This window comes from Gordonia sp. (in: high G+C Gram-positive bacteria) (genome assembly GCF_049647785.1).
Lineage (GTDB): Bacteria > Actinomycetota > Actinomycetes > Mycobacteriales > Mycobacteriaceae > Gordonia.
Genome location: NZ_JBARYI010000039.1, coordinates 22,398 through 40,084 on the forward strand (window position 1 = coordinate 22,398; position 17,687 = coordinate 40,084).

At 63.5% G+C, this 17,687-nt stretch carries 17 protein-coding genes and 1 tRNA gene; 8 read left to right on the plus strand and 10 right to left on the minus strand.

Features of this window, described 5'->3' with window-relative positions; translation table 11 throughout:
- Nucleotides 1–26 precede the first annotated feature (26 nt).
- Nucleotides 27–803 carry a MerR family transcriptional regulator gene (locus WBA38_RS05835; protein WP_424293275.1) on the plus strand — a complete coding sequence of 259 codons (777 nt, stop codon included), beginning with the start codon at nucleotides 27–29 and terminating at the stop codon, nucleotides 801–803.
- Here WBA38_RS05835 and WBA38_RS05840 read toward each other — a convergent pair.
- The 4 genes from WBA38_RS05840 to WBA38_RS05855 all read right to left on the minus strand — a co-directional run bounded on the left by WBA38_RS05840 (nucleotide 780) and on the right by WBA38_RS05855 (nucleotide 3,314).
- Nucleotides 780–1,925: a hypothetical protein gene (locus WBA38_RS05840; protein ID WP_424322289.1), complete on the minus strand. Its 1,146-nt coding sequence runs from the start codon at nucleotides 1,923–1,925 to the stop codon at nucleotides 780–782. The genes WBA38_RS05835 and WBA38_RS05840 overlap by 24 nt on opposite strands.
- Nucleotides 1,926–2,000: 75 nt before the next feature.
- Entirely contained in the window at nucleotides 2,001–2,567 is a 567-nt protein-coding gene (gene dcd / locus WBA38_RS05845) for a dCTP deaminase (RefSeq protein WP_424293277.1), read from the minus strand.
- Nucleotides 2,568–2,601: 34 nt separating this feature from the next.
- Nucleotides 2,602–3,153: a potassium channel family protein gene (locus WBA38_RS05850; RefSeq protein WP_424293278.1), complete on the minus strand. Its 552-nt coding sequence runs from the start codon at nucleotides 3,151–3,153 to the stop codon at nucleotides 2,602–2,604.
- Nucleotides 3,150–3,314 (minus strand): hypothetical protein, encoded by a 165-nt coding sequence (locus WBA38_RS05855; protein WP_424322290.1) that lies wholly within the window; start codon nucleotides 3,312–3,314, stop codon nucleotides 3,150–3,152. Before WBA38_RS05855 ends, WBA38_RS05850 begins: the two co-directional genes overlap by 4 nt.
- 91 nt (nucleotides 3,315–3,405) lie before the next feature.
- Between WBA38_RS05855 and WBA38_RS05860 the strand changes: the two genes are divergently transcribed.
- Nucleotides 3,406–5,520, plus strand: coding sequence for an FAD-dependent oxidoreductase (locus WBA38_RS05860; protein WP_424322291.1), 2,115 nt, complete (start codon nucleotides 3,406–3,408; stop codon nucleotides 5,518–5,520).
- A 12-nt stretch (nucleotides 5,521–5,532) separates the two neighbouring features.
- On the opposite strand, the gene WBA38_RS05865 is transcribed toward WBA38_RS05860, so the two are convergent.
- Nucleotides 5,533–7,041, minus strand: a complete 1,509-nt coding sequence (locus tag WBA38_RS05865; RefSeq protein WP_424322292.1) for a DUF222 domain-containing protein — start codon at nucleotides 7,039–7,041, stop codon at nucleotides 5,533–5,535.
- A gap of 262 nt (nucleotides 7,042–7,303) precedes the next feature.
- Between WBA38_RS05865 and WBA38_RS05870 the strand changes: the two genes are divergently transcribed.
- The 3 genes from WBA38_RS05870 (at nucleotide 7,304) to WBA38_RS05880 (ending at nucleotide 10,973) form a co-directional block, all read left to right on the plus strand.
- Nucleotides 7,304–8,251: an acyl-CoA thioesterase gene (locus WBA38_RS05870; protein ID WP_424295358.1), complete on the plus strand. Its 948-nt coding sequence runs from the start codon at nucleotides 7,304–7,306 to the stop codon at nucleotides 8,249–8,251.
- A gap of 78 nt (nucleotides 8,252–8,329) precedes the next feature.
- Nucleotides 8,330–10,039 carry a DUF3556 domain-containing protein gene (locus tag WBA38_RS05875; protein ID WP_424322293.1) on the plus strand — a complete coding sequence of 570 codons (1,710 nt, stop codon included), beginning with the start codon at nucleotides 8,330–8,332 and terminating at the stop codon, nucleotides 10,037–10,039.
- A gap of 55 nt (nucleotides 10,040–10,094) precedes the next feature.
- The gene (locus WBA38_RS05880; protein WP_424295343.1) at nucleotides 10,095–10,973 is read left to right on the plus strand and encodes an alpha/beta hydrolase family esterase; all 879 of its coding nucleotides are present in this window, start codon (nucleotides 10,095–10,097) and stop codon (nucleotides 10,971–10,973) included.
- 4 nt (nucleotides 10,974–10,977) lie between these two features.
- Here the strand turns inward: WBA38_RS05880 and WBA38_RS05885 are convergent, their stop codons facing one another.
- Nucleotides 10,978–11,592, minus strand: a complete 615-nt coding sequence (locus WBA38_RS05885) for a TetR/AcrR family transcriptional regulator (protein ID WP_424295345.1) — start codon at nucleotides 11,590–11,592, stop codon at nucleotides 10,978–10,980.
- Between the two features lie 71 nt (nucleotides 11,593–11,663).
- Between WBA38_RS05885 and WBA38_RS05890 the strand changes: the two genes are divergently transcribed.
- Complete coding sequence (locus tag WBA38_RS05890; RefSeq protein WP_424295347.1) at nucleotides 11,664–12,185, plus strand: methyltransferase family protein; 522 nt, start codon at nucleotides 11,664–11,666, stop codon at nucleotides 12,183–12,185.
- Nucleotides 12,186–12,308: 123 nt separating this feature from the next.
- Nucleotides 12,309–13,220 carry a bile acid:sodium symporter family protein gene (locus WBA38_RS05895; RefSeq protein WP_424295349.1) on the plus strand — a complete coding sequence of 304 codons (912 nt, stop codon included), beginning with the start codon at nucleotides 12,309–12,311 and terminating at the stop codon, nucleotides 13,218–13,220.
- 240 nt (nucleotides 13,221–13,460) lie between these two features.
- Here WBA38_RS05895 and WBA38_RS05900 read toward each other — a convergent pair.
- The 3 genes from WBA38_RS05900 to WBA38_RS05910 all read right to left on the minus strand — a co-directional run bounded on the left by WBA38_RS05900 (nucleotide 13,461) and on the right by WBA38_RS05910 (nucleotide 15,089).
- Nucleotides 13,461–13,534, minus strand: a tRNA-Gly gene (locus tag WBA38_RS05900).
- 44 nt (nucleotides 13,535–13,578) lie between these two features.
- The gene (locus tag WBA38_RS05905) at nucleotides 13,579–14,325 is read right to left on the minus strand and encodes a hypothetical protein (protein WP_424322294.1); all 747 of its coding nucleotides are present in this window, start codon (nucleotides 14,323–14,325) and stop codon (nucleotides 13,579–13,581) included.
- A gap of 2 nt (nucleotides 14,326–14,327) precedes the next feature.
- Entirely contained in the window at nucleotides 14,328–15,089 is a 762-nt protein-coding gene (locus WBA38_RS05910) for a hypothetical protein (protein WP_424322295.1), read from the minus strand.
- Nucleotides 15,090–15,289: 200 nt separating this feature from the next.
- Between WBA38_RS05910 and WBA38_RS05915 the strand changes: the two genes are divergently transcribed.
- A complete protein-coding gene (locus tag WBA38_RS05915; RefSeq protein ID WP_424322307.1) occupies nucleotides 15,290–16,648 on the plus strand; it encodes a family 1 glycosylhydrolase in 1,359 nt (452 codons plus the stop codon).
- A gap of 96 nt (nucleotides 16,649–16,744) precedes the next feature.
- On the opposite strand, the gene WBA38_RS05920 is transcribed toward WBA38_RS05915, so the two are convergent.
- A complete protein-coding gene (locus WBA38_RS05920; RefSeq protein ID WP_424295351.1) occupies nucleotides 16,745–17,629 on the minus strand; it encodes an SPFH domain-containing protein in 885 nt (294 codons plus the stop codon).
- Between the last annotated feature and the right edge of the window lie 58 nt (nucleotides 17,630–17,687).

The following is a 17,687-nucleotide window of genomic DNA, read 5'->3' on the forward strand; positions in this document are numbered from 1 at the left end:
GACGTCTGTTTGGGACAATGGTTGCCATGACCGAGTACCGAATCGACGATCTGGCTCGCGCGGCGGGCACTACGACGCGGAACGTGCGTGGTTATCAGGACCGGGGATTAATTCCTCGACCGCTGCGGCGGGGGCGGATCGCGATCTACGGCGACGAGCATTTGGCGAAATTGCGGGTGATCAACGACCTGCTGTCGCGGGGTTTCACGATGACCCACATCGGCGACTTCTTTAAGCGCGTCCAGACCGGCGACGACATTGCCGAGTCGCTGGGCTTGCGGGAGACAGTATCGCAGCCGTGGTCGCAGACGCCGACGGAAGTGGTTTCGCCCGAAGCCTTGCACGTGAAGCTCAATACGAGCGATCCGTTGCTGCTGGCCCAGCTCCAAGATTTTGGGCTCATTGAGCCAGTCGGCGACGACGACCCGCCGAAGCAGTACCGCATCAACGACGTCGACACGATCGAGGCCTACCAGCGACTGATGCAGATCGGTATTCCGCTCACCTATATTTTGGGGATGCAGCGGCAGCTCGACGAGGACATGGATCGGGCAGCGAAAACGCTGATCAGCGCGGGCCGTCGCGCTATCACCGAGGGCCGCTTTGACGGGTGGATCCCGTCGCGCGGTGTCGAAGCTGATTGGGCGTCGAAGTTCCTCGGCGAGCTCCGCACCACCGGACGGGTCGCGGCCCACAACACCCTGTATCGGGCACTCGATCGCGAGTTGGCACGCCAGCTCGACGATTACCTCGCGGTCGCCCGAGAGCGACGCGAGCACCTATCCGACGACGATGGGCGGTAGTCCCGGGATCGGATTCGGGATGGTTCGCTTCGGGCGGTTTTGCGGCGGTCCCGGCGGCAGTGGCCCCGGTGCCGGTCGCGCTTGGGTCGACCGCGGCTGACTCGTCGACTTGGGCGGCGGTGGCGGCGTGGTGTACTTCAGCACGGGTACCCGGGCGGCCGACATGTCTGCCGGGTCGACGGAATTGTTGACCCGTTCGGGTTCCGGCGTTGACGGTCTACTGCCCGACGGTGTCGACGTCGTCGAACTGTGGGTGGCCCCGATTCCCGGGTTCGACTGTTCGTCGGCGTTCATGGCAATGGCGACTCCGCCTCCGCCGACGGCAAGGAGCACCACGCCACCGAGTGCCACCAACCGCCCGCGCATGCCGGCCGCACGTTCGGGTTCGGCGCCCGCGTAAGTCTCATTGCTGTCGGCGTAGACGTCGGGGACGGCATTGCCGAAGCGGTCGAGCCCGTAATCCGCGGGATCGACGAGCACCAAGTTCTGGTCACTGTGTTCCCAGGCACGAACCTCTTGGGGTGCCTGTACGGCTTCGAGGAGAGCGGTGGCCTCGTTGTCACCGCCGAAGGTCGCTGGGAACGGATCGCCGGGGGAGATGGGCGTGAAGCCACGTTCGGTGAGGGCCCGCGGAAGTCCTGGCCAATCGTCAAGCCCCGGCCCGAGGAGGATGGCGTCGACCGGGCTAAGTCCGGCGAGTTCCATGACCATGCCGTGCGCCCGATTGGTTTCGGGGACGGTCGCTTCGATCGCGTCGTCGATGGAAAAGCTGATCGGGGCCAAGGCGGCACCGCCCATCACGACGGTCGTATCGCGGTCGATCAACGACCGTCGTGCCCGGCGCGCCAGGGAAATCAGTTCGTCGAAGAGTTCATCGGTGGGGGCTGAAGCTTTTCCGGTGTCGCGCAGGTAGGTGGCGATTCGGGCGTCGAGGACTTCCGGGTGGATGCGGGTTTCGGTGGTGCTTTCGACCGCGGCAAAGGTTCCCGCCTCACCGCGTTCCATGCGGGCGGCCCACAGTCCGTCCGGGCTGAAGTCGAGGGCAATAACGGCGCCGGTGGGTAACGCAGGCAAGTCGAAGCCGGTCAACCACGATGGCTGCCGACTAAATGGACCCGTCATTTCGACCCCCTCCCCTAGTGGTCTTGTGTGCGGCCGATGCCTCTTATTTGAATTTGCTCTTGAGTGATTGGCCCGTCACTTCTGGAAGTTCAGGTATGCCTTCGATGGTGTCGGCCCCCGCTGACCCTGGTACTTCGATCCCACTGCCGCACTGCCGTACGGGTTCTCTGCCGGGCTGGTGAGGCGGAACAGGCAAAGCTGCCCGATCTTCATGCCGGGCCACAGCGTGATGGGCAGGTTCGCGACATTCGACAGTTCCAGCGTGATGTGGCCGGAGAATCCGGGGTCAATAAAACCGGCCGTCGAATGGGTGAGGAGGCCGAGGCGCCCCAGCGAGGACTTGCCTTCGAGCCGACCGGCGAGATCGTCGGGCAGCGAGCACACTTCGAGAGTAGAGCCGAGCACAAATTCGCCCGGGTGCAGCACAAATGGCTCGTCTGCGGCGGGTTCCACCAGGGTGGTCAGTTCGTCTTGCCGCTTGGCGGGATCGATGTGCGTGTACTTGGTGTTATTGAAAACCCGGAATAGCGAGTCGAGTCGAACGTCGACGCTGGACGGTTGCACCAAGGCCGGATCGTACGGATCGATGCCGAGCCTGCCGGATTCAATCTCGGCACGAATGTCGCGGTCTGATAGCAGCACGTGGCTAAGAGTAGTCGACTCGTGCTAGCGGACCTTAATTCTCGTTCCGGTACCGGTGCAGCTTTTCTACACTTGGGATGCGGTTTTGGATGACGACATTGACGAAGCGCAGCCCGAGTCCGACGAGGGCGAGAGTGCTCGCCATTTGAATCGAGACGGCGATCCGTGCGGGCTGCGAGACTGCGGCAATGTCGCCAAACCCGGTCGTGGTGAAAACGGTCAGGCAGAAGTACAGGGCGTCGACCCTGGTGAGCGGCTGCGTAAACGACGCGAGGTGATGGTCGCCGAGGAGAAAGTACGCGGACGAGAACGTGACAATGTAAAAGCACATCACCGCCGCAAGCATTTCGATCGCGGTCGCGACGGGCCGATCTGAGCGGAGGAAGTGTCGGACTTCCCACGCGCAGAATGCGGCCAGCAGGACTACACCCACAATGAGTCCAACGAACTGCCATTTGCTGTCGCCGCCGATCGGCAGCAAGAAGTAGCCGGCCAGCAAAATGATCGTCGCTCCGAGCGGTCTTAGCAGGGCATACCGCACGGAGACGCCGCGCTGGTCACTATGGTCGTCCATCTGTTCCGTCATAACGCCACGAAGAAGATGTAGATGATGGCCGCGACGAACACTCGAAAGTGGTACTGCCCCGGCAGAGATTGCAAGGTGCGGGTGATTGCCACCCCCTCCCTCAGGTGCGGGCGACCGCCCAGCGTTCCGAGGCAGATCGACGTGGGCGGTACGGAGTGCATGGCACCTCCATGATGGTCGAGCAATCGTTTTATCCCACTGCGTGGCACATACCAGGTATTTCTGCCGCAATAAAGATTAACGTCTTGAGACGTGGCCCGAACTAAAACTTACGATCACCTTCTCGCTCCCGGCCGGATCGGCCCGATGAAGCTCAGCAACCGCGTCATCTTGTCCGCGATGGACATGAACGTGTGCAACGACGGCGAGATAGAGACCGGCGACCTCGTGCACTATGGGGCGCGCGCCGCGGGCGGCACCGGGCTGGTGATTACCGGTGCGTCGGCCATTGCCTATCCGATCGGCGCTACCAGCAATAAGGAGCCGGGACTGTCGGACGACCGGTTCATCCCCGGTCTGAAGGCGTTGGCCGATACTGTGCACGCCGCGGGCAGCAAGCTGTGTGTGCAGAGCACGCATCACGGGAAAGTCGCCCGCATCGACACCCTGAACGACCGGCCCATGCTGGTGCCGTCGACGCCGGACTTCAAGTACGACATGAGTGCGCTCGCCGATAGCACCATGGATGAGCTGATGAAGATGGGGGCGGTGACCGGCGGAAAGCAGGGCAGCTTCCACGAGGCCACCAAGGAAGACTTGGTCTGGCTGGTCGAATCGTGGACTTCGGCAGCACGCCGCTGCCAGGAGGCTGGCGTCGACGCCATCGAAATCCACTGCGCGCATGGCTACGTCTTGGGCGGTTTCCTGGCGAGCGCCGACAACAAGCGCACCGACGAATACGGCGGCAGCTTGGAGAACCGGGCCCGGCTGGCGTGCGAGGTGATCGCCTCGGTGAAGGCTGCGGTTGGCGCCACCATGGCCGTGCTGGTTCGCGTCGCGGGCGCGGAATTCGGCCAGGAAGGTGGCCTCACCAACGAGGAAGCGTGCGAAGCTGCGGTCCTGTTCGAGAAGGCTGGGGCCGATGCCATCGACGTGACGGGCTGGGGCCGGAATCCCTTCTCCAACTTCACCGACGGGCCCCTGCCGAACAAGGTTGGCGCGTACGTCGACCTTGCGACGGAGGTCAAGAAGCGCGTCAGCATCCCGGTGATCGCTGTCGGACGTATGCTGCCCGACCTCGCCGAAGAAGCCATTGCGGAGGGCCGCATCGATTTCGCCGCAATGGGACGGCAACTACTTGCCGATCCGGAGTTGGTCAACAAACTGAAGGCTGGCACGCCGGAACAGGTGCGCCCGTGCATCAACTGCTACGTGTGCGTGCAGGAAAATTTCTGGGACGACACCCCGATCTGCGCGGTCAACCCGGCTCTCGGTCACGAAGACCTGTTGCCGTTGACCCCGACCGATACCCGCAAGCACGTGCTGATTGTTGGCGCGGGACCGTCGGGCTTGGAGACCGCTCGCCTGTTGACGCTGCGCGGGCATCGCGTGACAGTGGTCGATAAGTCGGACCGACTGGGCGGAACGCTGTGGTTCTCGACGCTCACCACTCCCGACAACGAACGTCTCCTGAATTGGCTGTCTAACGAGATGAAACGTCTCGACATCGACGTCCGGTTGAATACCGAGGCGACGCCGGAGGTGGTGCGACTGTTTGCCCCGGATCATGTGGTGGTGGCGACCGGCGCGGTGCGCCCGCGGCCGAGCATCCCGGGCGGCGACCTCCCGCACGTTCACACCGGCGACAGCCTGCGTAACCTTCTGCTCGGCAGCGCCGAGGCCGAAGACGGATCGGCATTCCTGCGGACCATCGGCAAGCTGGGCAAGCTCTCCGGCATCACTAAGAGCCCCAATGCGATTCGCAAACTGACGCACGCCTTCCTGCCGATGGGCAAGGACGTGGTGGTAATCGGCGGTTCGCTGGTGGGGTTGGAGTTGGCGGAGTGGCTGGCCGACCGCGGTCGTCGCGTCACGCTGCTTGAAGAAGGCAAGCCACTAGGGTTGCCAATGGCGATGCCGCGTCGATGGACCGCGGTCCGCACGGCAAAGGAACTGGGCGTCAAGATCCACCGGGAGGCGACCGTCTCGCGTATTACGCCTACCGAAGTTGTGTACTCGGTGAACGGCGAGGAGCAGTCCGCGCCCGCGTCGATGGTGATTTACGCGGCCGATACCGCAGCGGATGCCCCGTTGGCGCAGGCACTCGAGTCCTCCGGCGTGAGCGTCGAAGTGGTTGGTGACGCAGGCAAGGTCGACTACATCGAGGGCGCCATCCATTCGGCGTGGAAGTTCGCAACCGCGTACTAGCCGCGCCACCGATCAGAATGGCGGCGGCTCAGCGGAGTCGTACTGCGCCGTAGCAGCAGCCTTGGCGCAGGCCATCGCATAGCGACGCTGCGAGCGGATTTGCATCCGCTGCGCATGCTTGGCCTGCGTCCGGGTCCGCTTTCGTTCCGGCTCGGTGGCGGCATCGATAGCCCCTGGCGCAACTGGCCGCCCATGCTTGCACGGTATGAGGCCAAGTTGCGGCAGGAGCCACTGGTTGCGGGCCCGCGAGCGCACGGTATGCCCGCTCGGGGTGGTGAGCTCGGTCCAGATCACCCCGTTGGCGTCGACGACCTGGTCGTCGATCCAGCCTTCGCCGTAGGTCTTGAGCAGGTGATGGAAGCGGCACTTCGGGTTCAGATTGCACTGGCAGGTGGCGCCTCCGGCGGCGGGGTCCTCGTGGTTGTACTCGCAAACGTGGTCGAGGTCGCAACCCCACGCCGGGCGCTTGCATCCGGGAAATACGCAGGTGCCGTGTACGCCGCGCATCGCGACGTCGGTCCCGGCTGTTGGACGGTAGTGATTACCGAGCTGAAACGGGCAGTCGGCAACGGCGTCAAGATCGAGCGGCCGGATTAGCGTGCCCGGGCGGGAAGCGATTTCGCGAGCGTGATGGGCATCGATGACGCCGAAACCGTCGAACCAGGCGGCCTTGCTGCTATCGCCGTTGAGGGTGGACTCGTGGGCGATGACGTGCACGACGATCTTGGCAAACTCTTCGGCGATCTCGCTGTCAGTGGCGCGTACTGCGCAGTTGTCGCTGCCGCAGTCGCAGCCGAACTTGTTGCCAGTGAGGGCTGCGAGCGCAGCATCGGCGCGACGAGCACCACAGCTACGACTGTCGTTTTTGCAGACGCGGGCGGCACGAGCGTCGATTGCCTTGGAGGCGAGGGCAATTTCCTCAACGCTTGCGGCGATGGTGAGCGTAGCGTCATCGACGTCGTTGCTGACGGTGACACCCTTGCTGTGTGCACGACGACGCTCACGGAGGGCGTCGGCGTCGAATTCAGCGACCATGCGGCGGGCGACGTTGCTGGCGTCGCCGTAGCTAACGCCACCAATCTCACGGAGTTCCTGTGCGATGGCTGCATCGACGGCAGCAATCGCGTCACCGTCGGTGACGCCAGTGGTCTGCAGAACAATCTCGCGGAAGCACGGCAGCGAGATGACCCCATCACGCAGCAAACGCGCGCTCTGCGGCAAACGATCGCGTGCTTCGACCGCCAGCGCGACGTGACGTTCCGCAGTGGAGCGGGCAACTCGCATGCCGACGGCCACTTCGCTGGCAATGTTTGCCTCGAGGTCGATCATGCGGCGGGCGCAGTCGCCAGCGTCGGCCCCGAGTGCGGCCATGCCAGCCGCGAGCATCTCGATGATGACGACCAGCCGACGCCACGCGAGGAAACTCTCGCCCGAGGCGAGAGCTTCAATCACTGCCGCACCTGCCGGGCCGGTGGCACCAACCTCGTCGAGGTTGACCTCGTTCCACCTGGTGTTCGTCATCTGAAACCTCCTCGAATCGAACTGTTGTTCTAATCATAGATAGCGTCAGTGTGTTATGCAACACATTTCTCGAACCTATTTTCGATTTTGTTTTCCGGTTCGCATCGCACGATCACCGCCACGTTTCCGGACGTAAACACCGTGTACCAGCTTGCTCACCTGCTGATATTGGTGTGCCGTAAGGACTTTGGTGCGTGCATGATCATTGCCATCAACGCCCACGTTTGAGGAGTTCGCCTTGTCCACGACCCCTGCCCGCGAAATGACACTTCGCTTCCTTGCCGCCCCCACCGATGCGACGACCCTCGGCGGTGATGTGCGCGGCGGGCGCCTGCTGTCGTGGATCGATAAGGCCGCGTACGCCTGCGCTGCGGCGTGGTCGGGCGGCTACACGGTGACTGCCTACTTCGGGAACATCACGTTCACGCGCGGTATCGAGCCGGGCGACATCGTCGAAGTGACTGCCACCCTGATTCACACGGGCACGTCAAGCATGCATATTCGGTGCACGGTCTCGTCGGCCGCGCCACACAGCGGCGTCTTCACCGTCGCGAGCGAATGCCTGGTCATCTTTGTCGCCGTCGGAGAGGACCGTCGTCCCCGGCCCGTGCGGCAATGGGTACCGGACACCGAGACCGACGTCGCCGCCGAGCGCTTTGCGACCGCCCGCATTCCAGTCCGGCGGAAAATCGAGGACGCGATGGCCTCCGTCACCTACTCCGACGCCGGTTCCGCGCCGCGGTCGGCGACCCGCTTCCTCGCCGCCCCGACCGACGTGAACTGGGGCGGCAACGCGCACGGCGGTCGGGTGATGGAATGGATGGACGAGTCCGCCTACCTCAACGCCGCGCGCTGGAGCGGCGGTCGGTGCGTATCCGCGTACGTGGGCGGCATTCGGTTCTACGCCCCGATACACATCGGTGACGTCGTCGAACTGGATGCGCGACTGATCCATACCGGCAAGCAGACGATGCACGTCTCGGTGCATGTTCGGGCAGGCGATCCTCGTTCCGGAGAGTTGAAGCACTGTGCGCACAGCTTGACGATCGTCGCGGCGGTCGACGCCGATGGCGATGCCACGACCGTCCGCCGGTGGACGCCCGTAACCGCCGAAGATATCGAGCTCGACAACCACGCCCGCGAGTTGATGGCGATTCGGGCATCTCTCCCATCCTGGTCGGATGCCGGACCGGTGCCAACATTGTTGTAAACACTTGTGGAAATGTGTCTACCGGCTTACGTTCAGCTGTGGCGGGGATCACTCGCTCACAGCTACGACGGAGGACGCATGGGATTCCTGCAACCGGTGGAACCGAAAGTCGACACCGATGAACTGGGCCGCAGCACCCGGCCCGTTCAGATGCGCCTGCTTTCCGAGAACTTCCTGTCTCAGGGCTTCGGGACACCCGACGTGATCTACGTCGGCTACCTCCTCAAGATCGCGTTGTTCATCCTCGGCGGCGCACTGTTCGCGATCACCACCCCCGGCGTCGGCGGCCTGTTCGACGTCGCCGACTGGTGGGCACTGCCAGTGGTCTGGGAAAAGGTCGTGCTGTGGTGCATCCTGTTCGAGGTCACCGGATTCGGCTGCGGCTTTGGCCCGCTGAATCTGCGGTTCCTGCCCCCGCTGGGGTCGTTCCTGTACTGGCTCCGCCCCGGAACCATCCGGCTGCCCCCGTTCTCGGGGAAGATTCCGCTGACCCGCGGCACCCACCGAAGCTTGGTCGACGTGGTGCTCTATGCCGCGCTGCTCGTTTCACTGGTCGTGGCGCTACTGTCGTCGACCGCCCCCGACAGTGAGCAATTGCCGTGGCAGCGAGTGGCTGCGGTACTGGTGATCTTGGTTTTGATCGGCCTGCGCGACCAGACAATCTTCCTGGCCGCCCGCGCCGAGGTGTACGGGGCAATCGCGTTGACCTTCCTGGTCCCGTTCCCCGATTCGATGTCGGTCGCGAAGCTGGTGCTGTTGTGCATCTGGTTGGGCGCGGCGGTTTCGAAGATCAACCAGCACTTCCCGTCGGTGGTGCAGGTGATGGAAACCAACAGTCCCATCTGGCGGGGTGCGCGACTCAAGCACATGTTCACGAAGTCGTACCCGGAGGACCTGCGTCCGTCGGCGTTGTCGAAACTGCTCGCACATGGCGGCACGGTGATCGAGTTCGCGGTTCCGATGGTGCTGTTCTTCTCAAACGGCGGCCCCGTCACCTATGTGGCGGCCACCGTGATGATCTTGTTCCACCTGCACATCATCGTGACGATCCCGATGGGGACCCCGCTCGAGTGGAACGTCTTCATGATTTTTGCGGTCCTGGTGTTGTTCGTAAACCACGCAGACCTGGGCGTCAGCAACCTCACGTATCCCGTTGCCCTGCTGATTCCGGCGATGAGTCTCGTGCTGATTGTTTTGGGAAATCTGTTCCCGCGGAAGATTTCGTTCCTGCCCGGCATGCGCTATTACGCGGGCAACTGGGACACCACGGTGTGGATGTTGTCGCCGAGCGGTGAAGAGAAGCTGACCAGCAACACGCTGCGCTCGGCGATGCTGCCGCACCGACAGTTGGAAAAGATTTATGGCGGCGAGGACGAAGCCCGCGTCACCCGGCTCACCGGTTTCGCGTTCCGCGCCATCCACACCCACGGTCGGGCTCAGGCTGCGCTGATCCCACGGCTCGTCGGCGACCAGCCCGACGTCGACTATGTGGAACTCGACGGTGAGACGGTCGCTGGCGTGGTGCTCGGCTGGAACTTCGGCGACGGCCACCTGCACTCGGAACAGCTCGTCAACGCGCTGCAAGAACGCTGCCACTTCGAGCCCGGCGAGCTGCGAGTGCTGGTCCTCGATGGGCAGCCGATCCAACGACAGACGCAGGACTACCGACTACTCGACGCCGCAACCGGCGAGTTTGAGCACGGCCACGTGCGGGTGTCGGACATGGTGAACCGCCAGCCGTGGGATGCGGACATGCCGGTGTATGTCGCGAACGACAATCAGGTGTAACTACTTTCCAGTATCGTGCCGATCGGCCCATCCGTGTGGATCGATCGGAGTACAGATGAATCGACGGATCGCAGTGTGCGCGACAATCGTCAGCCTGCTGGTGGCGTCGGTGGGATTCGTTTGTCCCGCCCACGCCGCACCGGCCAACAGCGCTGGCACCCGGCAGTACCAGGTCTATTCGCCTAAGGGGCTGCGCGCTGGCAGTCCGATGATTGTGTGGCTTCATGGCGCAAGCAAGGTGAAGGGTGGCGACCGACAGGAACTCTCACCGTCGAGCACGCTGTTGTCGGAGGCAAATCGGCGCGGGTATTCGGTGGTGGCACCGATGCAGTCGTTGAAGGTCGACCCGACCGGGACGTGGCAGTTATTCAATCCCGCCAATGTTGTTCGCGGCCAAGGCGAGACGTCGATTATCGCTGACATCATCAAGCGGTCAACTCGCGATCTGCGGGCCGACCCGAAGCGCGTCTACCTCACTGGCCACTCGGCTGGTGGGGGCATCGTCAGTGATGTCTCGGCCCTGTATCCGGAGCTGTTTGCGGCGATCTCGGTGAGCGCCGGATTCCCGTACCTCGCCGATCCGACCGGCACCGCACTCCGGGCTGCCCGACGCGGACGCCCGGTGCCGACGTACGTGATCCACGGCGACGCCGACAGCGTCGCGCCCTTCCTCCTGGGCCAGTCGTCGGCCAGCGCGGCCCGAATCGCCAACGGTTTACCGATCACCGCGCCAGCCCGCACGACGATCGTGCCCGCGTCGGCCACCGATCGGTACCGGACAGTGGTGCGGTCGTACGGGTCCGGGCAACGCGAGGTCCGATTTGCCGAAGTCAACGGCGCTGATCATCCATCGGGCCCGGGCGGACTCACTGTGAATGGGCCGAACCTGGATCGTCAGGTGATCGACTTCCTACTATCTAAGCGGCGGGGCTAGCTACTCATCCGAATGCGATCCGCTCCAGGGCCTCGGCCACAAAGTCGGTGAATTCGGTGGCACTCCAATGGGATTGGATCACCAACTCATCGTAGAAGCCGGGTGCCGCGTAGGCGCGGAACACCGTCTGGAGACGCTCGACGGGGATGGTCGAATCGCCATCGGCGCCGTCGCGCAGCGACGCGATCATCATGTCCATCACCTGATTGCGTCCGGCGAGTTTGGCGCGCAGCAATTCGCGAGTCTCGGCATCGGAGTCCATCGCCGCATCAAGGATCAGTACGACGTCGAACCCGGCGCTGTACAGGTTGGTGAGCCAGCCTGCGGCGGCGCGGAGCCGCTGTCGGGGAATGGGTTCGGCAAGCACGGCACCGGCGAGTTCGCGGGCCCCGGCATCAGCAAGCCAGCGTTCGCAGATCGCCGAAATGATCTCCCGCTTAGTGCCGTACGCAGCGTAAACAGTACGGACTGCCACGCCCGCCTCGGACGCGATCGCGGCGATGCTTGTCGCGTTGTAGCCGTCGGTGCCGAACAGTCTGCGGGCCGCGTCCGCGATGCGGGCACGGGTCTGCGCCGCTTGCTGCTGCCGGTAACTTTCGGTCTTGACATCTGCATCCATCAAGGATCACACTAACAGTGCATTGATTGCAGTACCACTGCATCGACTGCACAATCACTGTATAGGAGGCAATGATGTCCTCAATAGAGACGGGCCGCGACGGTAGCCACTCTCCTATCTCGAGTGAGCCAACTGCGTCGGGCGCGCATGTCACCAAAATTCCGCCACCCTTGTACTTCGTTGTCGCATTCCTCGTTGGCATCGGACTGGACGCCGTCGCCGAGTGGAACAAGGATTCCGGCGGCTGGTATCGATGGGTCGGCATCGCCCTGATCGTCGCCGGTGCGGCCATGGTTCTCGCTGCGGTCGCCGCGTTCAGGAGCCACCACACGACGATCATCCCGCACCGCCCAGTCAGCCAGATGGTGACGACCGGTGTGTATCGACTCTCGCGCAATCCGATGTACACGGGCATTGCGATCATCTATCTCGGGATCGTCGGCGTCACCCCCAGTTGGTGGCCGCTGGTCACCTTGCCGTTTGCGTTGCTCGCTGTGCGGTTCCTGGTGATCCGCCCGGAGGAGACGTACCTGAGTCTGCGCGCGCCCGCCGAGTTCGAGGCCTATTCCAGTCGTGTGCGCCGCTGGTTGTGAGCCGTTCCGTGCCAAATCCCTTCTCGACCTGGCTGGTTACGCGAGAATTCCGACTTTCTCGGTCACACTGAACGCGATATGTCAGCGGCCGGATTCCCGGCGAATTTTCTCAGGAGCGCCTTCGTGCAAGATTCGGCACTGATCACCGTCGGTTTACCGATCGCGCTGGCGATCATCATGTTTGGCCTCGGCCTCTCACTCACGACGGGCGACTTCGCCCGCGTGGCTCGCTCGCCCAAAGCTGTTGTCGGTGCCTTGATCTTGCAGATCCTGGTGCTGCCTGCGGTGGCATTCGGCCTGATCGTCCTCTTCGATCTTCCACCCCTGCTGGCCGTGGGCGTCATGCTGCTGGCGGCGTCGCCCGGCGGCACGACCGCGAACCTGTTCAGCCACCTATTCCGCGGCGACGTGGCCCTCAACATTTCGCTGACCGCCATCAACTCGGTCTTCGCGGCGTTCAGCATTCCGTTGATCACCAACCTCGCGATCAACTACTTCGACCTCGGCGACACCCTGGGCCTGCAGTTCGGGAAGATCGCCCAAGTTGTGACGCTGGTGCTGGTGCCGGTTCTGTTGGGCATGCTCGTCCGGGCCCGCAACCCTCAGTTCGCCCGCAAGGCCGACCGCCCGGTGCGAATCTTCTCCATCGTCGTTCTCGTGGCCATCACCATCGGCGCCATCATCGGCGAGCGCGAGAACGTGCTCACCTACCTGAAGCAGGTCGGTCTGGTGACCGCACTGTTCTGCCTGATCAGCCTCTCTGCCGGGTATGCCCTGGCACGCATGCTGCGCCTGAACAAGCCGCAGGCGATCGCGACCTCCATGGAGGTCGGCATCCACAACACCACCATCGCCCTGACCATCGCGCTCAGTGTTCTCAACAGCACCGAGATCGCCATCCCCGCCGCCGTCTACTCGATCCTGATGTACATCATCGCGCCGGCCTTCGGCTTCCTGCTGAGCCGCGGGTTGTCGGACGACGAGGCGGTCGAAGACGACGACTTGGCGTCGGAGACGACGAGTGCGACCGCTTAGACGTCTCGCCGAGACCCATTTGTAGCCACACGACCAGGTATAGAAGATCGACCGTCGGGGATTAACTCACAGTCGGACGCTCGATGCACAGATGGATTCTTTGATTAAGGCACCTACACGGCCACTCACCAACGGCCCGCGCGGGCTGCCGCGAAAGTCGGTCCGCTAGAACACGGCCCCGCGGCGCCCGGGGCTGACGACGAATCCCCCGACCAATAACACTCTGGCCAGGGGGTTTCGTGGAGCCGGTGACGAGAATCGAACTCGCAATTTCACCTTGGGAAGGTGACGTGTTGCCACTACACCACACCGGCATTGCGAGCCTTGGCTCGCGGAACCAACACTAGCAAAAGGCGGGTTAGCCCACGGTCATCAGGGCCGCGCCGGGCTTCCCAAAGGTAAGCGGATAGCCGTTCACACCCTTAGCGATCGGTGTTCCCGGTTGGACGGCGAAGCTACCCTGCGGGGTTACCGTCGAGCCGGCAAAGCGGGTGCCGGTGGTTGCGTAGATCGACGGTGCGGTCAACTGTTGAACGCTGGCCGACGAACTGTCCACGCCAACCACCTTGACGGTGACCTTGCCGCGGAAGTTCTTGTCGAGGTTGGTGACGATGACCTTGACCTGGCCGTCGCTCATGCGGACGGCGTGCGCAGTGACGCCTGCCCTGCCCGTGGTGGCGGTCGGCAGCACACGACCGCCGGCCATCTTCGAAACCATCAGCGTCGCATAGTAGTTCGGGTTAACGATCGCCATGTCGGACTGTTTGGCCGCGGCGTTCGGGAAGCAGAACAGCGGATAGCTCTGGCAGTCGTCGACCTGATTATGCAGGTTAAACCCGGCAACCCCGGCGCGCGCCGCAGTCATCAAATAGTCGACGGTCCACAGGGCCGCGCCGAACGAGTTTGTGACACCTTCTCGACCCTCCTTGGCGACAGAGTTCGTCTCCGTCAGGTGTGCCTTCAGGCCCGCCTTGTGCGCGGTGGACGCGAACGTCCGCAGAAACTTATCCTGCTTGGCGCGGGTCGCGGGATCGAGCAGTCGGTCAATCGTCGGCAACGCTCCGACCGGATCGGCGACGCCCGCGGGCACACCGACGCGTGTCACGTTCAGTACGGGTAATAGTGCTGGGTCAAGAACCGACTTTCCGAGGCGAAGGCCGCCGTATAAGCGTCGAGCCACGGCTGCACGATCGTCGGCCACATCCCGGGATCAACCGCCGCCACACCAATCGACGCGCCGATCGTGTCCGGACCTTCGATCCGAACTCCCGGTGCCTGCGCCCGTATCGCATTCCGGTACACCTTGGAATCGTGCACATACGACCGCGGGTTGTAGATCTTCCGGTCGCCGGAGGCGATATTCAACGCGTAGGCGTTGGGTTCGTTGCCGATCTGGATCGACCGTAGGCTGCTACCAATCCGCGCCTGCGCGGCCGCAGCCTGATTCGCGGCTGCGGCCGGATCAAAGTGCCCAAAGTTCACGCCGAGGTCGACGCTCCAACCGATCGCGCGCGCCAAATCGCCGACTCGCGAAAGGTCGGCGGGTTCGACCCGTTGTCCATCCTTGGCCCACGACGGCGTCGGCTTCGACGGGTCGGGCATCCAGGCCGTGTTGTCGACCTGGTTGGCGCTGAACCGCAGATTGCCCGGCCCGAGGTTCGCCAGGAGCGCCGCCACGTTCCCCCGGTTCGGGTCGGTCCACGTGCGGTGCATCTGGTTGGCCTCGAACGACAGCCCCACAAAATCGGCGGGGATCTGAAAGCCCGGCTTCGACGCGTCGACGGTCACGGTAAGACCTGCGGGGGCCGCCCCGGCCGGACCGATGCCCACCATTCCGAAGGGAACCGCAACGCTAAGGGCAATAGTCACTACCCGTTTTCCAGCAGTGCGGATGCTTTGGCTCAGCGGGAAGGGGTTCACAACTGCGACGGTAACAATCGCATTCACGCAGGCTATGGCATTTTGTGAATCCTCGGCCCGCATTTGTCCCCACGGTGAGCTCAGACGTTCAGCGACCCTTAACTTCAGAAGTCCCGCCCCTCTCACCGATAGGCGTTAGCGTGAGCGCTATGCACGGATTGATTGCTCGCACGGCAGTCTCTTTGCTTTCTGCCGCGTTCGCGCTCCCCCTCATGGCCGGAACCGCCAGCGCACAACCAAGCACCGGCCTCCCATCGAACTTCCTTTGGGGCGTCGCATCGTCGGGCTTCCAGGCCGAAGGCGGTTCACCGGACAGCAACTGGACCCGATACATCGAACAAGGCAAGACCGACGATCACGTCGGCACGTCTGTCGATTTCCGCAACCGCTACCTGTCCGACATTGCCCTCGCCAAACATCTCGGTGCCAAGGTCTATCGAGTCGGCATCGAGTGGGCCCGCGTGGAACCCGCCCCGGGACAACTCGCCGCGAAAGAACTCAATTACTACGACGCGATGATCAAAGCAATCGTCGACTCGGGGATGCGGCCGATGATCACGCTCGACCACTGGGTATACCCGGGTTGGATTGCCGAGCGCGGCGGCTGGGCCGATGCCAAAACGCTGCCCGCATGGCTTCGGCACAACCGGATCATGGTCGACCGTTACGCCAGGTATCACCCGCTGTGGATCACCGTTAACGAACCAACGACGTACGTTATGAAGGAAGTTCAGTTCGGCGGGCTCCCCGCGCAGTCCACCACGTTGATGTTCGACCGTCTGGTCCAGGCCCACCGCACCATCTACAAGTACATCCACCGCAAGGATCCCGGCGCGCAAGTCAGCTCCAACGTCGCCTACATCCCGACCGTCGAACCGGGACTCGACGCACTGTTCCTCGACCGGGTCCGCGACTCCCTGGACTACGTGGGCCTCGACTATTACTACTCGGTGTCGCCAACCGATACGACGGCGTCGTTCGCCGCGAACGGTGAGTTCTGGAAGGCCACGGTCGCCGCCGACGGCATCTATTACGCCCTCCGCGACATGGGTCGCCGCTTCCCGGGCAAACCGCTCTACGTGGTGGAGGCGGGCATGGCCACCAAGAACGGCCAGCGCCGCCCCGACCACTATCGCCGCGCCGACCATCTCCGCGACCTCGTCTACTGGGTACAACGGGCGCGCAGCGACGGTCTACCGGTGATGGGCCTGAACTACTGGAGTCTCACCGACAACTACGAATGGGGCAGCTATACCCCGCGATTCGGCCTGTACACGGTGAACGTAAAAACCGATCCGACGCTGCGACGCATCCCGACCGACGGCGTTGGCGCCTACCGGAAGATCACGGCGAACAACGGCGTGGGCCGCGGATACCGGCCGACGCGGCCGGCGACACTGTGCTCACTGGTCGCCGCACCCGGCAGTTGCCTGGAGTCCGCCGCTATTTCGGTTCTCGGCCGACCTGTCTCAGCGCCAGCCGCAACGCGAACTCCAACTGGCCGTTGACGCTACGAAGGTCGTCAGCTGCCCACTTGGCGATTGCCTCGTGGACGTCCGGGTCCAGGCGAAGCAACACCTTTTTGGGTTCACGCTTGGCACGGGTCACGCGTACAGGCTGCCCGCGTTTACGACCGGCTGGGTAGCGCGATCACCACACAGCACCACCAACAGGTTCGACACCATGGCGGCGCGGCGTTCGTCGTTCAGTTCCACGACGCCTTCCTCGGCGAGACGGTCGAGCGCGAGCCGGACCATCCCGACGGCACCTTCGACGATCTGCTGTCGTGCGGCAACCACCTGCGCGGCCTGCTGGCGCACCAGCATGGCTTGGGCGATTTCCGGCGCGTAGGCCAGGTGGGTGATGCGGGCTTCGATGATCTCGATGCCTGCCAGCTTGGTGCGTTCGCGCAGCTCGACGGTCATTTCTTCGGCGACGGTCGCGCCGTCGCGCAGGCTCACCACGTCGGTGATGTGCGAGTCGTAGGGATGCGTTGTCGCCAGGTGCCGGACCGCAGCCTCAGACTGGATCGCGACGTACTCTTCGTAGTCGTCGACCGCGAAGGCCGCCTTGAAGCTGTCGACGACCCGGTAGACCACGACGGCCGCGATCTCGACGGGGTTACCGTCTGCGTCGTTGACCTTGAGCTTTTGGGTCTCAAAGTTTCGGATACGAAGCGAGATGGCGCGACGCTCGCTGAGCGGGGTGACGAGATAGAAGCCCGCGTCGCTGACCGAGCCGATGTACCGGCCGAAGAACTGCACGACGCGTGCCTCGTTGGGGTTCACCGTCGTGAGGCCAGTCAGGGTGAGGAGCGCGGCGATTCCGACGATCACCGCGAGCACGGTAATGACCGCTAGCGCCGGGGACGATCCGCCGGAGATCGCCGCAATGGTGCCGATCACCGCCGCCGCACAAACAAGCAGCACGACGAGCGCGCCGATCAGTCCGAGGAATCCGTTGGTACGCCACGCCTGCCTGAAGTTCATAGCCTAATGATATCACTCTGATAGCGTCCGGCGACGTTCAGAAAGTTCGCCTGCGCGG